Consider the following 18,421-nt stretch of genomic DNA (forward strand, 5'->3'; position numbering starts at 1 on the left):
GTGGACGGCGGAGTCTTCGCGGGACTGACCGGAACACGTGGGGCAGGATGGGGGGTATGCCGAACCGACTGGCTCACGAAACGTCGCCCTACCTGCTCCAGCACGCCGACAACCCCGTCGACTGGTGGCCCTGGTCGGCCGAGGCCTTCGACGAGGCGCGGGAGAGGGGTGTGCCCGTGCTGCTGAGCGTCGGCTATTCGAGCTGCCACTGGTGTCATGTCCTCGCGAGCGAAAGCTTCGAGGACGAGGTGACCGCGGCCTTCATGAACGACCACTTCGTCAACATCAAGGTCGACCGAGAGGAACGTCCCGACGTCGACGCCGTCTACATGGAGGCCGTCCAGGCGGCCACCGGCCAGGGCGGCTGGCCCATGACCGTGTTCCTCACCCCGGACGCCGAACCCTTCTACTTCGGCACCTACTTCCCGCCCGAGCCCCGGCACGGCATGCCCTCCTTCCGGCAGGTGCTGGAGGGTGTCCGGCAGGCCTGGGACGACCGGCGCGACGAGGTCGGCGAGGTCGCCGGGAAGATCGTGCGCGATCTCGCCCAGCGGGAGATCGACTATCAGACCGACCGGGTTCCCGGCGAGCCGGACCTCGCCCAGGCCCTCCTCGGGCTCACCCGCGAGTACGACCCGCAGCGCGGCGGATTCGGCGGTGCGCCGAAGTTCCCGCCGTCCATGGTGCTGGAGTTCCTGCTGCGCCACCACGCCCGCACCGGTGCCGAAGGCGCCCTGCAGATGGCCCAGGACACCTGCGAGCGGATGGCCCGGGGCGGGATCTACGACCAGCTCGGCGGCGGGTTCGCCCGCTACTCCGTCGACCGCGACTGGGTCGTGCCGCACTTCGAGAAGATGCTGTACGACAACGCGCTGCTGTGCCGCGTGTACGCCCATCTGTGGCGGGCCACCGCCCGCGGCGGAGCCGCTGATGGACTCAGCGACCTCGCGCGCCGGGTCGCGCTGGAGACCGCCGACTTCATGGTGCGCGAACTGCGCACCGGCGAGGGCGGGTTCGCCTCAGCACTGGACGCCGACAGCGACGACGGGAGCGGGCGGCACGTCGAGGGCGCGTACTACGTGTGGACGCCCGGGCAGCTGCGGGACGCCCTCGGTGACGAGGACGCCGAGTCGGCCGCCCAGTACTTCGGGGTGACCGAGGAGGGCACCTTCGAGCACGGGCAGTCGGTTCTCCAGCTCCCGCAGACCGAGGGCGTCTTCGAGGCCGGGAAGATCGCGTCGATCAAGGAACGCCTCCTGGACAGGCGTGCGCAGCGGCCCGCGCCCGGACGTGACGACAAGGTCGTCGCCGCCTGGAACGGGCTGGCGATCGCCGCGCTCGCCGAGACCGGCGCCTACTTCGGTCGGCCCGACCTCGTCGAGGCCGCCCTCTTCGCCGCCGACCTCCTCGTACGCGTGCATCTCGACGACCACGCACGGCTCGCCCGGACCAGCAAGGACGGACGGGTGGGCCCGAACGCGGGCGTGCTCGAGGACTACGCCGACGTCGCCGAAGGCTTCCTCGCGCTCGCGTCCGTGACCGGCGAGGGGGTCTGGCTCGACTTCGCCGGGCTGCTCCTCGACCATGTGCTGGCCCGCTTCACCGACCCCGACAACGGCGCGCTCTACGACACCGCCTCCGACGCGGAGCGGCTGATCCGCCGGCCCCAGGACCCCACCGACAACGCCACACCGTCCGGCTGGACCGCGGCGGCCGGCGCCCTGCTGAGCTATGCGGCCCACACCGGCTCGGAGCCCCATCGGGTGGCGGCGGAACGGGCGTTGGGTGTGGTGAAGGCGCTCGGACCGCGCGTGCCGCGGTTCATCGGGTGGGGACTCGCCGCCGCGGAAGGGTTGCTCGACGGACCCCGGGAGGTCGCGGTCGTCGGACCGTCCCTCGGCGACGAGCGGACGACCGCCCTGCACCGTACGGCACTTCTCGGCACCGCGCCGGGCGCCGTCGTCGCCGTCGGGACTCCGGACAGTGACGAGTTCCCCCTGCTCGCCGACCGTCCGCTCGTGGACGGTGAACCGGCTGCGTACGTCTGCCGTAATTTCACCTGTGACGTCCCGACGACGGATCCGGAACGGCTGGGGGCCGCGCTGAACATCCGCTGACCCGCCGGAAGGCGCGGGAGGACGGGTCAGTCGAACTGTCCAAATGTGAGCAGGTGTTCGGATTGATCCCGCTACCCCTACCACGTTCCGAAACACGTTATTTATCGGAAGAGCTCCCGCGCTTCACAGATCGCCCCTAGTCTCTCCACATTGGTGCGACGGGTGTGAATGACCGTTGCGCGCGCAGGGGGCATTGGGGATCTGGGGGGATCTTTTTGCTGACGTCTGTCTTTGTCGCTGCTGTTTCGGTTGCTCTGTTCTGGATGGCTGCTTTCACCCTGTGGTGGCAGATGCACGCGTGGCGCACGCCCGAGGTGCTCGCCTCCACCCGGTTCAGCAGGCCGGACGGGGACGAGCACCTGTCCTTCTCGCTGCTTCTGCCGGCCCGGCACGAGCAGGCCGTACTCGACCACACCATCCAGCGGCTGCTGGAGTCCACGCACACCGACTTCGAGATCATCGTGATCGTCGGGCACGACGACCCGGAGACCACCGAGGTGGCCCGGGCGGCGGCCGAGCGCGACCGGCGTGTCCGCGTCGTCGTCGACACGCACGAGAAGAAGAACAAGCCCAAGGCCATGAACACGGCGCTGCCGCACTGCCGCGGTGACGTCGTCGGGGTCTTCGACGCCGAGGACCAGGTCCACCCCGAGCTGCTCGCCCACGTCGACCACGCGTTCCGGACCACGGAGGCGGACGTCGTCCAGGGCGGCGTCCAGCTCATCAACTTCCATTCCAGCTGGTACAGCCTGCGCAACTGCCTGGAGTACTTCTTCTGGTTCCGCTCCCGGCTGCACCTGCACGCACAGAAGGGGTTCATCCCGCTCGGCGGCAACACCGTCTTCGTGCGGACCGACGTCCTCAGGGAAGCGGACGGCTGGGACCCCAACTGCCTCGCCGAGGACTGCGACCTGGGGGTTCGCCTGTCCAGCGTCGGCAAGAAGGTCGTCGTCGCCTACGACTCCGACATGGTCACCCGTGAGGAGACCCCCGGCTCCCTGATGTCGCTGCTGAAGCAGCGCACCCGCTGGAACCAGGGCTTCCTGCAGGTCTACCGGAAGAAGGACTGGAAGCAGCTGCCCGCTCTGCGGCAGCGGCTGCTCGCCCGGTACACCCTGATGACCCCGTTCCTGCAGGCCTTCTCCGGTGTGATCATCCCGGTGAACGCGGCCGTCGCGCTGTTCCTCGACGTGCCCGTGGGGGTCGCCTTCCTCACCTTCCTGCCGCTGGTCACCGCAGCCGTCACCTTCGTCTTCGAGGTGGTCGGACTGCACGACTTCGGCAAGCAGTACGGGCTCAGGGTCCGCTTCGTCCACTACGTGAAGCTCGTCGTGGGCGGCCCCTTCTACCAGGTCCTCCTCGCCGGAGCCGCGATCCGCGCCGTGTGGCGCGAGCAGCGCGGCCGGAACGACTGGGAGCTGACCACTCACGTCGGCGCGCACCTCACCGCGGCCGAGCCGATCCGAGAGGACGTTCCTGCGTGACCTCCACTCTTCCCGCGGTGACCCCTCCGACGGTCCCCGCGCAGCGCAAGCCTGCGCCTGATGAGCGTTCGACCGGCCGAACGAGCCCGCCGGAGCGGCTCCGCTCCTCCCGCTCCGACCTGCTGCTGTGCGGTCTCCTGCTGGTGGCGATCCTCGTCGTCCAGGGCTGGAACATCACCGACTACCCGACCCTCAGCGACGACGAGGGCACCTACCTCGCCCAGGCCTGGGCCGTCCAGAACGGCAAGGGCCTGGCCCACTACACCTACTGGTACGACCACCCGCCGCTCGGCTGGCTCCAGATAGCCCTGCTCACCTGGATACCCTCGGTGATCAGCCCCGGCTCGATGACCGTCGGCTCCATGCGGTTCGCCATGCTGGTGATCAGCGGCATCAGCGCGGTGCTGGTCTACGTCCTCGGCCGCAGGCTCTCCCTGCCCCGCTGGGCCGCCGCGCTCGGCATGGCCCTGTTCGGGCTCTCCCCGCTGGCCGTCGTGCTCCAGCGCGAGATCTTCCTCGACAACATCGCCGTGATGTGGCTGCTGCTGGCGTTCTGCCTGGCCGCCTCGCCCAGCCGGCATCTGTGGCACCACTTCGGCGCGGGCCTCGCGGCCGCCGCCGGCGTGCTCACCAAGGAGACGATGCTCGTCGTCCTGCCCGCCCTGTTCGTCACCATGTGGCGGAACAGCCACCGCGACACCCGCAAGTTCGCCCTCACCGGAGCCGTCACCGCCTGCGCGCTGATCGGCTTCTCGTACCCGCTGTTCGCCCTGCTGAAGGGCGAGCTGCTCCCGGGCAGCGGGCACGTCTCGCTCTGGGACGGCATCAAGTACCAGATGTCCAGGCCCGGTTCGGGCTTCATCCTGGACGCCTCCTCCGGTTCCCACGGCGTGCTGCACTCCTGGCTCTACTACGACCGGGTGCTGCCCCTCGGCGGCCTCGCCGGAGCCCTGCTGCTGATCGTCACCTGGCGCTGGTCGGTCACCGCCCGCGCCCTCGCGGGACCCGCCCTGGCCGTGGCGATCCTGGCCGCCGTGGCCATGCGCCCGGGCGGCTATCTGCCCGCCATGTACATCATCGGCGCACTGCCCTTCCTCGCCCTGGTCCTGGCCGGCGGCGCCGCCTCCGTCACCCACGCCGTCGTGCGCCGCCGGCGCACCGACGGTGAGAACCGGTACGTCACCGGCGGCCGGTACGCGCTGGCCGTCGTGCTGGCCCTCGCCGCCGGCGCCTTCGTCGTGCCGCACTGGTACGACGGCGACCGCACCGCCCTCACGGCGGACGCCAACAGGCCCTACCGGCAGGCCTCCGCCTGGCTCAGCACCGAGGTCGAGAACCCGAAGGCCACCCGGGTCCTGGTCGACGACGCCCTCTGGCTGGACCTCGTGCACGCCGGGTACCGGCCCGGACTCGGCGCGATCTGGTTCTACAAGGCCGACCTCGACCCGGCCGTCACCAAGACCCTGCCGCACGGCTGGCGGGACATCGACTACGTCGTCGCCTCGCCGACCGTCCGCCGTGACGCCAAGGACCTGCCCAACGTCAGAGCCGCCATCCGGCACTCCGAGCCCGTCGCCACCTTCGGCAGCGGCCCCGACCGCATCGAGATCCGGCAGATCCGGACGGCAGCCGTGGGAGGCGCACGATGAGCAGCCATGAGTACGCGGTTCCCGCCGAGGGCCTGGACGCCGCGGAAGTCGCCGAACCCGGTGCCGTCACCATCGTCGTACCGACCTTCAACGAGTCGGCGAACATACGGCAGTTGCTGCACCAGATCACCGAGTCGGTGCCCGCGCGGCTGCCCTGCGAGGTCGTCTTCGTGGACGACTCCACCGACGACACCCCCGAGGTGATCCGCGCGGCCGCGCAGGACTGCCCGTTCCCGGTGGCCGTGCTGCACCGCGAGGAGCCGGCCGGCGGTCTCGGCGGGGCGGTGGTCGAGGGGCTGAAGGCGGCGTCCTCGGACTGGATCGTCGTCATGGACGGCGACTGCCAGCATCCACCTTCCCTGGTACCGGAGTTGGTGGCCACCGGCGAGCGGACGAACGCCGGGCTCGTGGTCGCCTCCCGGTACATCAAGGGCGGCAGCCGGGCCGGACTCGCCGGCAGTTACCGGGTGGCCGTCTCGCGCGGTGCGACCTGGCTGACCAAGGCGCTGTTCCCGCGCCGGCTGCACGGCATCAGCGACCCGATGAGCGGCTTCTTCGCCATCCGGCGCAGCGTGGTCACCGCCGACGTGCTCAAGCCGCTCGGCTACAAGATCCTCCTCGAGCTGGCCGTACGCAGCCGTCCCCGGCAGGTCGCCGAGGTGCCGTTCGTCTTCCAGGACCGGTTCGCGGGCGAGTCCAAGTCGACCGCGCAGGAGGGCTTCCGCTTCCTGCGCCACCTGGTTGGGCTGCGCACCGCCTCGCCGGTCGCCCGCATGGTCGGCTTCGGGCTGATCGGGGCGAGCGGCTTCGTGCCGAACCTGGTCGGACTGTGGGCGCTGACCGTGCTCGGCCTGCACTACGTCCCCGCCGAGATCCTCGCCAACCAGCTCGGCGTCGCCTGGAACTTCCTGCTCATCGAGCAGCTGCTGTTCCGCGACCGGCGCGCGCACCGGCGCTGGTGGGACCGGCTCGGCCGGTTCGCGCTCCTCGCCAACGCGGACCTGGTGCTGCGCATCCCGCTGATCGCGCTGCTCGTCGACCGGTTCGGGATGGGTGCGCTGCCGGCCACCGCGTTCGCGCTGGTGATGACGTTCGTCCTGCGCTTCGTCGGGACCGAGGCGCTGGTCTATCTCCCGCGCAGGCGGGGGGACCGTACAACCCCAAGGAGAGCCGTGTGAACAAACACCGCAGACGGACCGCGCTGGTCGGGGTGGGGGCCCTGACCGCCGGTCTGCTCCTCACCTCGCCGCAGAGCGCCGTGGCCGCCAACCTGGTCAAGAACCCGGGCTTCGAGACCGCCGGGACGGACGGCATGCCGTACTGCTGGGAGAAGTCCGGCTGGGGCGACAACGACTTCAGCTTCCAGACCACGCCCGACGCGCACTCCGGCGCCAAGGCCATGAAGGTCACGCTGACCCGCCGGGTGGACGGCGACCGAAAGGCGCTGATCACCGAGTCCACCGCGTGCGCGCCGGTGGTGACCGTCGGCAAGCAGTACGACCTCGGGCTCTGGTACAAGACCACGACACCCGACGCCAACATCACCCTGTTCCGGCACGACGCGACCGCCGGCTGGCAGTACTGGACCGACCTCAAGACCCTGGACATGTCGTCGAGCTGGACGCAGGCCACGGTCCGCACGCCGGGAATCCCGGCCGGTACCGACCGCATCACCTGGGGTGTGTCGGTGTACGGCACCGGTTCGGCGACCACCGACGACTACACGATGGACCAGGTCCCGGACACGGTCCCGCCCCCGTCGTGCACGGCCACGAAGCAGATCTGCGCCAACGGAAGCTGGTCCGTGCTGCCGACGCAGAACCCGGTCCGCTCCATGCACTCCGTCGTCCTCAACAACGGCAAGGTGCTGCTGATCGCCGGCTCCGGCAACAGCGAGGAGAACTTCGCCGCGGGCACCTTCACCTCGGCGGTGTACGACCCTGCGAACGGCACCTACAAGGTCGTCCCGACGCCCAAGGACATGTTCTGCGCGGGCCATGTGCAGCTCCAGGACGGGCGGGTCCTCGTCATGAGCGGCAACAAGGCGTACCCGGTTCCGGGCGGGCACGGGTACGAGGGCTTCAAGGACTCGTACATCTTCGACCCGAATACCGAGACCTACAGCAAGACCAACGACCTCAACGACGGCCACTGGTACCCGTCGGCGACCGAGCTGGGCAACGGTGACGTCGTCTCCTTCGGCGGTCTGCGCGAGGACTCCAGCGGATCGGTGACCGCCGAGCGCTGGTCGGACAAGGACCAGCAGTGGCTGCCGCTGTGGAAGGTCAACCAGACCTGGTCGTACTGGGGTCTGTACCCGTCGATGGTCCTCATGCAGGACGGCCGCCTCTTCTACACGGGCAGCCATGTCTTCGGCAACAACATCCCCGGCACCGGCTCGGCGGTCTACGACTACGACGCCAACACGGTCACCCAGATCCCGGGGCTGCAGAACAAGGACGAGCGGGACCAGTCGGCGAGCGTGCTGCTGCCCCCGGCGCAGGACCAGAAGGTCCTCACCATCGGCGGCGGCAACATCGAGTCCAACCCCGACGCCAACCGCCTCACCGACCTGATCGACCTCAAGCAGGCGAACCCGTCGTACGTCGCCGGCCCGCCGATCCCGCAGGGCACGGTGGACCTCGGCAACGGGAAGGTCGCCGAGACCGGCAACCAGGGCAAGATGTACGTCTCCGCCGTCCTGCTGCCCGACGGCAAGGTGCTGGAGACGGGCGGCGCCCTGCACAACCGGGCCAACCCCGTGTACGAGTCCTCGATCTACGACCCGGCCGCCAACCGCTTCGAGGCCGTCGCCGCCGACCCCGAGTCCCGCGGCTACCACTCCTCCGCGTTCCTGCTCCCCGACGGCCGGGTGATGGCCACCGGCGACAACCCGGGCAACGGCACCTGGAACCACAACGTGTCGATCTACACCCCGCCCTACCTCTACAAGGGCACCCGCCCGACGATCACCTCGGTGATCAACCAGGAGTGGAAGTACGGCGACACCCAGCGGATCACGGTCGACCGGCCCATCGCCAAGGCCGAGCTGATCCGCCCGGCCGCGGTCACCCACTCCTCCGACCCGAACCAGCGCTTCGTCGACCTGCCGCTGTCCGTCGACGGCAACAACGTCGACCTGAACGTGACGAGCAACCCCAACCTGGCCCCGCCCGGCTGGTACATGCTCTTCGCGGTGGACGCGAACGGGGTGCCGTCGGTGGCCAGGTGGGTGCACCTGCAGGGACCGGCCGCGCTCAGCGCCTCGGCCGCCTCCCCGCACGTCCACTCCTTCGCCGACTCCCTGTCGGGCAAGGTCTCGGGGCCGGGCAAGAGGCGGACGTCGCAGAAGGTCAGCCCGACGATCTCCGGCTGCGACCGGCACTACGGCTCGGTCAACGTGTGCGTGCCGACGGTCTTCCCGGCCCAGGTGAAGAAGACGACCGCCGCCCGCTGCGCCTGGCTGAAGCAGAACCACTACGGCCGCCTGGAGGTCAACGGCGGTGACGACCCGCTGGGTCTCGACCGCAACGGGGACGGCGTGGCCTGCGGGAAGGGAGACACCCGCAGGGCTTAGCCCCGGTCGGCGATGGCGCGCTCCACGATGGCTTCCAGCTGGTCGTGGTGCGCGCCCTTCCAGTAGGCGCGGCCGCATTCCGTGCACTGGGCGAAGACGTCGTACGAGCGCTGCGTGCCGCCCTTGAGACGGTCGGCCAGCTCCTCCTTGGTGGCCTCCTTCAGCAGGCCGTTGCAGGCGGTGCAGCGGGTCCAGGGGCGCAGGTCCGGGGCGAAGCGGCCGAGGACGTCCTGCAGCTGGTCGTCGGGGCGGGTGCTGTAGATGTACGCCCCGGCCCACAGCTCGCGGCGGCGCAGCAGGCCCCGGTCGCGGCTGAGCATGACCCGCTTCTCCGCGGCCGAGCGGGAGGCCAGCGCCGGGTCGCCGATGTCGGTCGACTCGTACGCGGTGTCCACGCCGAGCAGCCGCAGCCGGCGGGCGAGGGTGCCGAGGTGGACGTCGAGCAGGAAGCGCAGCGGGGCGCCGGGGACCTGCTGGGGGCGTTGCACGGCACGGACCGAGACGCGCTCGTCCGCCGCCGGGATGTGCGACGGCGGCACCTCGCGGCCGTCCACCACCAGGGCGCCGACCTCCGTCAGCGGGATCCCGAGGGACTCGACCACGTGGCCGAGGGTCGAGACGCCGTCCGTACCCAGGGCGGTGGCGCCCGCACGCCGCACGGGCGGCACGAAAAGCTGCAGGGCGGGGGCGACTTCGACGTGGATCTCGGGTCCGTTCACATCGTCAGGATGGCACGGGGCCGGGCCGGGGCCTCAGGGTTTTTCGGCGGAGAGACCGTGTTCGAGGACGCCCAGGGTGCGGTCGACGAGACTCTCGAAGTCGTCCCGCTGGCCGTGCTCGGCCCAGTACATGGACGTCTCCATCAGGCCGCCGATCAGCGACATGGCGTAGACCCGCACCTCCAGGCTCTCCGGATCGCGGCCGGTGCGCTCGCCGATGACCTGGCAGAGCATGTGGCCGGTCACCGACATGCTCTCCATCATGCGCGAGCGCACCGCGGGGACCTGGACCATCAGGTGCGTCCGCAGCCGCAGGATCCGCTGGTCCTCGTCGACGGCCTGCCGCACCGCCCGCCGCAGCGCGTGCCGGATGGTGTCCGCCCAGGGTTCCTCCGCGGGCCGCTGCCTGATCTCCGCCAGGATGAACGGGTCGTACTCGTCCGTGAGGACGATGTCCTCCTTGGTGGGGAAGTAGCGGAAGACGGTCGACGGCGACACCTCCGCCCGGTCGGCGATCTGGTCGATCGTGGTGGCGTCGTACCCCTGCTCCTCGACCAGGGAGTACATCGCCGCGCGGATCGCCTCACGGGTCTTGATCTTCTTGCGTTCGCGCAGACCGAGGCGGGGGCGGTCGGCGGCGGAGGCGGGGGAGTGAGCGGCCGTCATGCCCGTCATTGTCCGGCATCTCCCGCGGGGGCGGCCACGGCCGGGACCTCCTCACGTTCCGTGCGCCGAGCGGCCGGGGTGTTCGGCAGGAACGCCGCCGCCAGCAGCGCGGAGACCAGGGCGGCGGCGCCGCACACCAGCAGCACCACGCCCATGCCGTGGACGTACGCGCCGTTCGCGGAGGCGGCGAGGTGGGCGGAGCCCGCCTTCTCGGCGATCAGATGCGCGGCGACCACCGAGTCCCCGGCCGTGTGGGCGGCCGGTGCGGGCAGGCCGGTCACGTCGAGCCGGTCGCGGAAGACGTTGGCCAGCAGGCTGCCGAGCAGGGCGATGCCGATCGCGGAGCCGACCTGGCGCAGGGTCATCAGCAGTCCGGAGCCGCTGCCGGCCCGGTCGCGGGGCAGGGTCGCGAGGGCGCCGGTCATGGACGGCACGAGCGCGCAGCCGAAACCGAGGCCGGCGACGGTGAGCCACAGGGCGGTGAAGCCGTAGCCCGAGTCCGTCGTCGTACGGCTGCCGAGCAGGGCGGCGAAGGCCAGCACCACCAGGCCCGCGCTGACCGTGGCGCGCGACCCGAAGCGGCCGGCGAGCGGGGGAGCGAGCTTCGCCGCGACGGACAGGCCGAGGACCATCGGCAGCATTCGGACACCGGTGCCGAGGGTGTCGTTGCCGAGGACGGCCTGGAGATAGGGCGGCAGCACGAACATCAGGCCGGACAGCACGAACATCACCAGGGTCGCGGCGACGGCGTTGAGCAGGAAGCCGCGCTGTGCGAGCAGGCTCATGTCCAGCATGGGGCGCCGGACCCGGCGCGAGCGCAGCACCAGCCCGGTGACCAGGCACGCGGCTGCCGCGAACACGGCGAGGATCAGCGGGTCGCCCCAGCCGCGGTCGGGGGCCTCGATGATCGCGTAGATGAGGGCGCCGAGCCCGGCCGTGGTGAACACGGTGGAGAGGGAGTCGACCGCGGGGGAGGCCGGGTCGCACGTCTCGGGCAGCAGCAGGACGCAGGCGAGGATGCCGAGCGCGACCATCGGGATGTTGATCAGGAAGACCGAGCCCCACCAGAAGTGGTCGAGCAGCCAGCCGCCGATGATCGGGCCCAGCGGCAGGCCCAGGGCCGAGCCGGTGGAGACGAGGCCGAGGGCCTTGCCCTGCTCGTCGGGCGTGAACAGGGACGGCAGCACGGACATCGCCAGCGGCGTGATCAGCGCGGCGCCGACGCCCATGACGGTGCGGGCGGCGATCACCCAGTTCACGTCCCCGGCCAGGGCGCCCACGAGGGAGCCGGCCAGGAAGATCCCGAGCCCGGTGATCAGCATCCGCCGCCGTCCGAACCGGTCACCGAGCAGTCCGGCCGGGAGCATCAGCGCGGCGAACACGACGACGTACGCGTCCGCCATCCACTGCTGCTGGCCGGTGGTGGCGCCGAGCTGCTCCGCCATGGTCGGCAGCGCCACGTTGAGGATCGTCATGTCGAAGCCGAGCGTGAGCATGCTCGCGACCAGGGCCCCGAGGGCCCACCAGCGGCGGGGGTCGTGCCGCGTCTCGTCGGTCTGGATGACAGTAACCATGAAATGAGAGTAGCTCTCAAAAGATGGTAGACGTCAATAGGGATACGTTGTCAGGGCATGAAAAACGGCCACGGCGGAGGCGCCGTGGCCGGAGAGGGCTGCTCGAAAGGGCTATGAGTGCTGGTAGGCCACCAGCGAGATGCCCACGTAGTGGACGACGAACGCGGCGAGGGTGAGGGAGTGGAAGACCTCGTGGAAGCCGAACCAGCGCGGCGAGGGGTTCGGGCGCTTGATGCCGTAGATCACGCCGCCCGCGCTGTAGAGCAGGCCGCCGACGATCACCAGGACCAGGACGGCGATGCCGCCGGTGCGCATGAAGTCGGGCAGGAAGAAGACGGCCGCCCAGCCCATCGCTATGTAGCAGGGGGTGTAGAGCCAGCGCGGGGCGCCGACCCAGAAGACGCGGAAGACGATGCCCGCGGCGGCCGCGGCCCAGACGCTCCACAGCAGCCACTGGCCCTTGGCGCCGGGCAGCAGCAGCATGGTCAGCGGGGTGTAGGTGCCCGCGATGATCAGGAAGATGTTGGCGTGGTCGAGGCGGCGCAGGACGCCGTCCATCCGGGGGCTCCAGTTGCCCCGGTGGTACAGGGCGCTGACGCCGAAGAGCAGGCATGCCGTCAGGACGTAGATCCCGCAGGCGATGCGGCCTCTGGTGGAGTCGGCGAGGGCGGTGAGTACCAGCCCCGCGATGAGTACGGCCGGGAACATGCCGAGGTGCAGCCAGCCGCGGAGCCTGGGCTTGGCCGGGTGCGGCAGGGAGAGCGCGGTGGGACCGCGGCCGGCGGCCGGCGAGTCCGTGGGCGCGTCGGGGACGGGCGCAGTCATGCGGGGCATGGTACCTACGGCGCCGTAAGTCGTGTGTGAGCGCGCCCTCGTGAGTGGCCGTAACGCAAAAAGTCCTTCTGTTGAACTCCACGTGCACGCAAAGAATCACGGAAACCGTGGGATTCCTCACGTTGCTCACCTGTGATGCCCTCTGGACAGATGGGCACTAGAATCGGATGATCAAATGAGTGCGGTCGGCACCGGATGAGCAGCTACGAAGCGTCCGGGTCGCAGCCCCCACGGGGCGACAAGACATAAAATCCCTCAATTAGGAGCAATCGTGGCGCGCGACATCGCGGCTCCCACCGTCATCCCCACCAACCACCAGGAACTGATCTCGTGGGTCAACGAGATCGTCGAACTGACCCAGCCGGACAGCGTGGTCTGGTGTGACGGATCCGAGGCCGAGTACGAGCGACTGTGCGAGGAGCTCGTCGACAAGGGGACCTTCAAGAAGCTCGACCCGATCAAGCGCCCGCACTCCTACTACGCCGCCTCCGACCCGACCGACGTCGCGCGCGTCGAGGACCGGACCTTCATCTGCTCGGAGAAGGAGGAGGACGCCGGCCCGACCAACCACTGGAAGGCCCCCGCCGAGATGCGGGAGATCTTCGCCGGTGAGAAGGGCCTGTTCCGCGGCTCGATGAAGGGCCGGACGATGTACGTCGTCCCGTTCTGCATGGGCCCGCTCGGCTCCCCGCTGTCCGCGATCGGCGTGGAGATCACCGACTCCGCCTACGTCGCCGTCTCCATGCGCACGATGACGCGCATGGGCCAGGCCGTCCTGGACGAGCTGGGCGACAGCGGCTTCTTCGTCAAGGCCGTCCACTCGCTCGGTGCCCCGCTGGAGGCCGGCGAGGCGGACGTCCCGTGGCCCTGCAACCAGACCAAGTACATCTCCCACTTCCCGGAGAGCCGCGAGATCTGGTCGTACGGCTCCGGCTACGGCGGCAACGCGCTGCTCGGCAAGAAGTGCTACGCCCTGCGCATCGCCTCCGTCATGGCCCGTGACGAGGGCTGGCTGGCCGAGCACATGCTGATCCTCAAGCTCACCCCGCCGCAGGGCGAGTCCAAGTACGTCGCCGCCGCCTTCCCGAGCGCCTGCGGCAAGACCAACCTCGCCATGCTGGAGCCCACGATCTCCGGCTGGACCGTGGAGACCATCGGCGACGACATCGCCTGGATGCGCTTCGGCGAGGACGGCCGCCTGTACGCGATCAACCCCGAGGCCGGTTTCTTCGGCGTCGCGCCCGGCACCGGTGAGCACACCAACGCCAACGCGATGAAGACGCTGTGGGGCAACGCGGTCTTCACCAACGTCGCGCTCACCGACGACGGCGACGTCTGGTGGGAGGGCATGACCGAGGAGTCCCCGGCCCACCTGACCGACTGGAAGGGCAACGACTGGACGCCGGCGTCCGAGACCCCGGCCGCCCACCCGAACGCCCGCTTCACCGTCCCGGCCTCCCAGTGCCCGATCATCGCGCCGGAGTGGGAGGACCCGAAGGGCGTGCCGATCTCGGCGATCCTCTTCGGCGGCCGCCGCGCCACCGCGGTGCCGCTGGTGACCGAGTCCTTCGACTGGAACCACGGCGTCTTCCTCGGCGCCAACGTGGCCTCCGAGAAGACCGCCGCCGCCGAGGGCAAGGTCGGCGAGCTGCGCCGCGACCCGTTCGCGATGCTCCCGTTCTGCGGCTACAACATGGGCGACTACATGGCCCACTGGGTCGACGTGGCCAAGGACAAGGACCAGTCCAAGCTGCCGAAGATCTACTACGTCAACTGGTTCCGGAAGAACGACGAGGGCAAGTTCGTCTGGCCGGGCTTCGGTGAGAACAGCCGCGTCCTGAAGTGGATCGTGGAGCGCCTGGACGGCAAGGCCGAGGGCGTCGAGACCCCGATCGGCGTCCTGCCGACCCGGGACGCGCTGGACACGAACGGCCTGGAGCTGGCCGAGTCCGACCTGGACTTCCTGCTCACGGTCGACAAGGAGATCTGGCGCGAGGAGGCGGCCCTCGTCCCCGACCACCTCAACACCTTCGGCGACCACACTCCGAAGGAGCTGTGGGACCAGTACCGCGCGCTGGTCGAGCGCCTGGGCTGAGACCCGCGGACAAGACTCCACGGCCGGTTGGGATGCCCTGACCAGCGATCGTCACGGCCGGCCGTGGTGACGGCACCACGAAGAGGCCCGGGGCCCGCACCGTACAACGGCGTACGGGGCGGGCCCCGTCGGCACATGGCCCGGCGCAGACGCAGGTCGGTACACGCCACGCGTCGCGCGAAAGGTGCATCTACGGGCAATTCGCCTATGGTGATCCCGTGCGCGGAATTCTGCTGGCCGGGGGTACCGGCTCAAGGCTGTGGCCGTTGACCCGTTCGGTGTCGAAGCAGCTGCTGCCGGTTTTCGACAAACCGATGATCTACTACCCGCTTTCCACCCTGCTGATGGCAGGCGTCCGGGAGATTCTGATCATCACCACCCCCGACGACCAGGACCAGTTCCGCCGGTTGCTCGGCGACGGCGCTCAACTGGGCCTGCGGCTGGAATACGCGGCGCAGGAACGCCCGGAGGGTATCGCTCACGCTCTCGTCCTGGGGGCCGACTTCATCGGCGACGAACCGGTCGTGCTGATTCTGGGGGACAACATCTTCCACGGCACCGGCCTGGGAACACGGCTGGCCCGCTACGACGATCTGAAGGGCGGCAGGTTGTTCGCCTACCAGGTCGCCAACCCCTCGGCCTACGGTGTCGTGGAGTTCGACGAGCGGGGCCGGGTGCTGTCCATCGAGGAGAAACCGGTCCGGCCCAAGTCGCGGTACGCCGTACCCGGACTGTACTTCTATGACAACCGGGTCGTGGAGATCGCGCACGGCCTTCGGCCGAGCGCCAGGGGCGAGTTGGAGATCACCGACCTCAACCGCGTCTATCTGGAGGCCGGGGAACTGAACGTCACCCGGCTCGACCGGGGCACGGCCTGGCTGGACACCGGAACCTTCACCTCCATGGTGCAGGCGTCGGAATTCGTCCGGGTGATCGAGGAGCGCCAGGGCTTCAAGGTCGGTTGTATCGAGGAGGCTGCCTGGCGGGCCGGCCTGATCGACGACGACCGGCTCCGGGAGCTGGCCCGGCCGCTGCTCAAGAGTGGGTACGGCCATTACCTGCTGGGGCTTTTGGAGGATTCCCCGTGCCTGGTCGGGCCCCCACGGAGCAGCGGAGACGCCGGATCGCGTGGCGGAGAACTGCTGGGCACCGGTCCCGGAGCATTTGCGTGACGGCACCCTTCTCCTGACTAAAGTCGCGCGGCTGACGTCCCGAAGACACGGACGTCAAGTTCGGCAAGAACAGCAGCGTGATGGAAGGAAGTGGTCACATGCGACCACTGGGAATTGAAGGGGCCTGGGTGGACACGCCCACTGTCTTCGCGGACGACAGGGGCCGATTCCATGAGTGGTTCAAGGCCGAGAGATTCCTCGATTCTCTCGGCCAGGGGCTCCGCCTTGCGCAGGCCAACTGCTCCCGCTCCCTCCGCGGCACTCTCCGTGGTATCCACTACGCGTCGGTTCCACCGGGACAGGCCAAGTATGTGACGTGCGTCAGCGGCGCCGTGCTCGACGTGGTGGTCGACATCCGCACCGGCTCCCCGACTTTCGGGAAATGGGAGGCGGTTCGGCTGGACGACACCACGCACCGTTGCGTCTATCTGTCGGAAGGGCTGGGTCACGCCTTCATGGCGCTGGATGACAACTCCACGGTCATCTACCTGTGTTCGGAGGGGTACGCGCCGCAGAGGGAGTTCGGGATCAATCCGCTCGACCCTTCGCTGGCCATCGCCTGGCCCGAGGATCTCGTACCACGTCTCTCCGGCAAGGACGCGGCGGCGCCCACGTTGGAGGAGGCCGAACGGCAGGGCCTGCTGCCCTCCTTCGAGGCCTGCAGTGCGTATCGCGGAAGTCTTGCAGGCGCCGAGTTCCATTGAGTCGGAATTCTTGGAGTGCCCTGCGCTATTTCTGCTCATTGAGGCCACTCGGGTGATATTGGACTATGCCAGGGGCAGATTCGTATTCATTCCGCGGCTGGGAGTGAACAATGGCTCTGTCAGTGGCCCCGTCCGGGGCAGCGTACTCAGTATGTGCGCTTGCGATGTGGCCACTTCCCCAAGTTTCGCGAGGAAGGTTCTCAGTGAGCCGTAAAACAATGCGGAGTTCACGCGTCAAATCCGCGACCATGGTTTCCGTGGGCGCGCTTGCCGTCGTGCTCAATATCGCTCCGAGCGCGGTGGCCGTTGCCGACGCGATCCATCGGTCCGGCGTGAACAGCAGTGTGGGGCTGCCCGGCCCGAAGGGTGCCGTGAGTGCCGACCACGGCAAGGGCAAGGCCGACCCGTACGGCGACGACGACGACCACGGCCCTCAGGGCCCTCAGGGCCCGCGTGGCCACACCGGCCCCCAGGGCCCGCAGGGTGTCCCGGGTGTCCAGGGCCCGCAGGGCGACAAGGGCGACAAGGGTGACAAGGGCGACCGGGGTGACACCGGTCCGCAGGGTTCACCCGGGGGTGTCCAGGGAACGCCCGGTAACCAGGGTCCGCAGGGCTTCCAGGGTGTTCAGGGCTCGCAGGGTGACGTTGGCGCCCAGGGTGTCCAGGGCGATGTCGGTGTCCAGGGTCCGCAGGGCTTCCAGGGTGACGTCGGTGTCGGCGTGCAGGGTGCTCAGGGTGACCCGGGTGTCCAGGGTGTCCCGGGTGTCCAGGGTCCGCAGGGCTTCCAGGGTGACGTCGGTGTGGGCGTGCAGGGTGCTCAGGGTGACCCGGGCGTCCAGGGTGCGCAGGGCGACGTCGGTGTCGGCGTGCAGGGTGCTCAGGGTGACCCGGGCGTGCAGGGTGCGCAGGGCTTCCAGGGTGACGTCGGTGTCGGCGTGCAGGGTGCCCCGGGTGTCCAGGGTGATGTCGGTGCCCAGGGTCCGCAGGGCTTCCAGGGTGACGTCGGCGTCGGCGTGCAGGGTGCTCAGGGTGACCCGGGTGTCCAGGGTGTCCCGGGTGTCCAGGGTGATGTCGGTGTCCAGGGTCCGCAGGGCTTCCAGGGTGACGTCGGTGTCGGCGTGCAGGGTGCTCAGGGTGACCCGGGCGTGCAGGGTGCCCCGGGTGTCCAGGGTGATGTCGGTGTCCAGGGTCCGCAGGGCTTCCAGGGTGACGTCGGTGTCGGCGTGCAGGGTGCTCAGGGTGACCCGGGTGTGCAGGGTCCGCAGGGCTTCCAGGGTGACGTCGGTGTCGGCGTGCAGGGTGCTCAGGGTGACCCGGGTGTGCAGGGTGCCACGGGTTCGACCGGTCTGACCGGTGCCACGGGTCCGCAGGGTTCTCAGGGCGCCACCGGGACCACCGGCTCCACGGGCCCGCAGGGCCCGCAGGGCGACACTGGTGCCACGGGCTCCACGGGTGCCACCGGTCCTACAGGCCCACAGGGTGCCACGGGTTCGAACGGCCTGACCGGTGCCACGGGTCCGCAGGGTGCGCAGGGCGACGTCGGCGTCCAGGGCCCGCGGGGTTTCCAGGGCGACGCCGGTGTCGGCGTGCAGGGCTTGCAGGGCGTCCAGGGCTTCCAGGGCTTCCAGGGCTTCCAGGGTCCGCAGGGCTTCCAGGGTGTCCAGGGTGACGTCGGTGTCCAGGGTGTCCAGGGTGATGTTGGTGCCCAGGGTGTCCAGGGCGATGTCGGTGTCCAGGGTCCGCAGGGCTTCCAGGGTGTCCAGGGTGACGTCGGTGTCCAGGGTGTCCAGGGTGATGTTGGTGCCCAGGGTGTCCAGGGCGATGTCGGTG

The 18,421-nt window shown here is 69.6% G+C and carries 13 protein-coding genes; 8 read left to right on the forward strand and 5 right to left on the reverse strand.

Features of this window, described 5'->3' with window-relative positions:
• Nucleotides 1-56: 56 nt before the first annotated feature.
• From FB157_RS15325 to FB157_RS15345, 5 genes are all read left to right on the forward strand, one after another.
• Nucleotides 57-2,117, forward strand: coding sequence for a thioredoxin domain-containing protein (locus tag FB157_RS15325; protein WP_145879907.1), 2,061 nt, complete (start codon nt 57-59; stop codon nt 2,115-2,117).
• A gap of 215 nt (nt 2,118-2,332) precedes the next feature.
• Nucleotides 2,333-3,601 carry a glycosyltransferase gene (locus tag FB157_RS15330; protein WP_145879909.1) on the forward strand — a complete coding sequence of 423 codons (1,269 nt, stop codon included), beginning with the start codon at nt 2,333-2,335 and terminating at the stop codon, nt 3,599-3,601.
• Nucleotides 3,598-5,250 (forward strand): glycosyltransferase family 39 protein, encoded by a 1,653-nt coding sequence (locus FB157_RS15335; protein ID WP_145879911.1) that lies wholly within the window; start codon nt 3,598-3,600, stop codon nt 5,248-5,250. The genes FB157_RS15330 and FB157_RS15335 overlap by 4 nt, the downstream gene beginning before the upstream one ends.
• Nucleotides 5,247-6,428: a glycosyltransferase family 2 protein gene (locus FB157_RS15340; protein ID WP_145879913.1), complete on the forward strand. Its 1,182-nt coding sequence runs from the start codon at nt 5,247-5,249 to the stop codon at nt 6,426-6,428. The genes FB157_RS15335 and FB157_RS15340 overlap by 4 nt, the downstream gene beginning before the upstream one ends.
• A complete protein-coding gene (locus FB157_RS15345; RefSeq protein WP_145879915.1) occupies nt 6,425-8,827 on the forward strand; it encodes a galactose oxidase-like domain-containing protein in 2,403 nt (800 codons plus the stop codon). Before FB157_RS15340 ends, FB157_RS15345 begins: the two co-directional genes overlap by 4 nt.
• Here FB157_RS15345 and FB157_RS15350 read toward each other — a convergent pair.
• The 4 genes from FB157_RS15350 to FB157_RS15365 form a co-directional block, all read right to left on the reverse strand.
• Nucleotides 8,824-9,546 carry a Mut7-C RNAse domain-containing protein gene (locus FB157_RS15350; RefSeq protein WP_145879917.1) on the reverse strand — a complete coding sequence of 241 codons (723 nt, stop codon included), beginning with the start codon at nt 9,544-9,546 and terminating at the stop codon, nt 8,824-8,826. The two genes, FB157_RS15345 and FB157_RS15350, sit on opposite strands and share 4 nt — an antisense overlap.
• Before the next feature lie 33 nt (nt 9,547-9,579).
• Complete coding sequence (locus tag FB157_RS15355; RefSeq protein WP_145879919.1) at nt 9,580-10,221, reverse strand: TetR/AcrR family transcriptional regulator; 642 nt, start codon at nt 10,219-10,221, stop codon at nt 9,580-9,582.
• Complete coding sequence (locus FB157_RS15360) at nt 10,218-11,786, reverse strand: MFS transporter (RefSeq protein ID WP_145879921.1); 1,569 nt, start codon at nt 11,784-11,786, stop codon at nt 10,218-10,220. Before FB157_RS15360 ends, FB157_RS15355 begins: the two co-directional genes overlap by 4 nt.
• A gap of 111 nt (nt 11,787-11,897) precedes the next feature.
• Nucleotides 11,898-12,611, reverse strand: a complete 714-nt coding sequence (locus FB157_RS15365) for a hemolysin III family protein (RefSeq protein WP_145879923.1) — start codon at nt 12,609-12,611, stop codon at nt 11,898-11,900.
• A 280-nt stretch (nt 12,612-12,891) separates the two neighbouring features.
• On the opposite strand from FB157_RS15365, the gene FB157_RS15370 reads away from it, so the two are divergent.
• From FB157_RS15370 to FB157_RS15380, 3 genes are all read left to right on the forward strand, one after another.
• A complete protein-coding gene (locus tag FB157_RS15370) occupies nt 12,892-14,715 on the forward strand; it encodes a phosphoenolpyruvate carboxykinase (GTP) (protein WP_145879925.1) in 1,824 nt (607 codons plus the stop codon).
• Between the two features lie 218 nt (nt 14,716-14,933).
• Nucleotides 14,934-15,887, forward strand: a complete 954-nt coding sequence (rfbA, locus tag FB157_RS15375) for a glucose-1-phosphate thymidylyltransferase RfbA (protein ID WP_145879926.1) — start codon at nt 14,934-14,936, stop codon at nt 15,885-15,887.
• 98 nt (nt 15,888-15,985) lie between these two features.
• The gene (locus FB157_RS15380) at nt 15,986-16,591 is read left to right on the forward strand and encodes a dTDP-4-dehydrorhamnose 3,5-epimerase family protein (protein WP_145879928.1); all 606 of its coding nucleotides are present in this window, start codon (nt 15,986-15,988) and stop codon (nt 16,589-16,591) included.
• A gap of 566 nt (nt 16,592-17,157) precedes the next feature.
• Here the strand turns inward: FB157_RS15380 and FB157_RS49405 are convergent.
• The coding region (locus FB157_RS49405) for a hypothetical protein (protein WP_222440935.1) at nt 17,158-18,421 on the reverse strand (1,264 nt) is incomplete at its 5' end.

Origin of the sequence: Streptomyces sp. BK340 (assembly GCF_007827595.1) — a bacterium.
Taxonomy (GTDB): Bacteria; Actinomycetota; Actinomycetes; order Streptomycetales; family Streptomycetaceae; genus Streptomyces.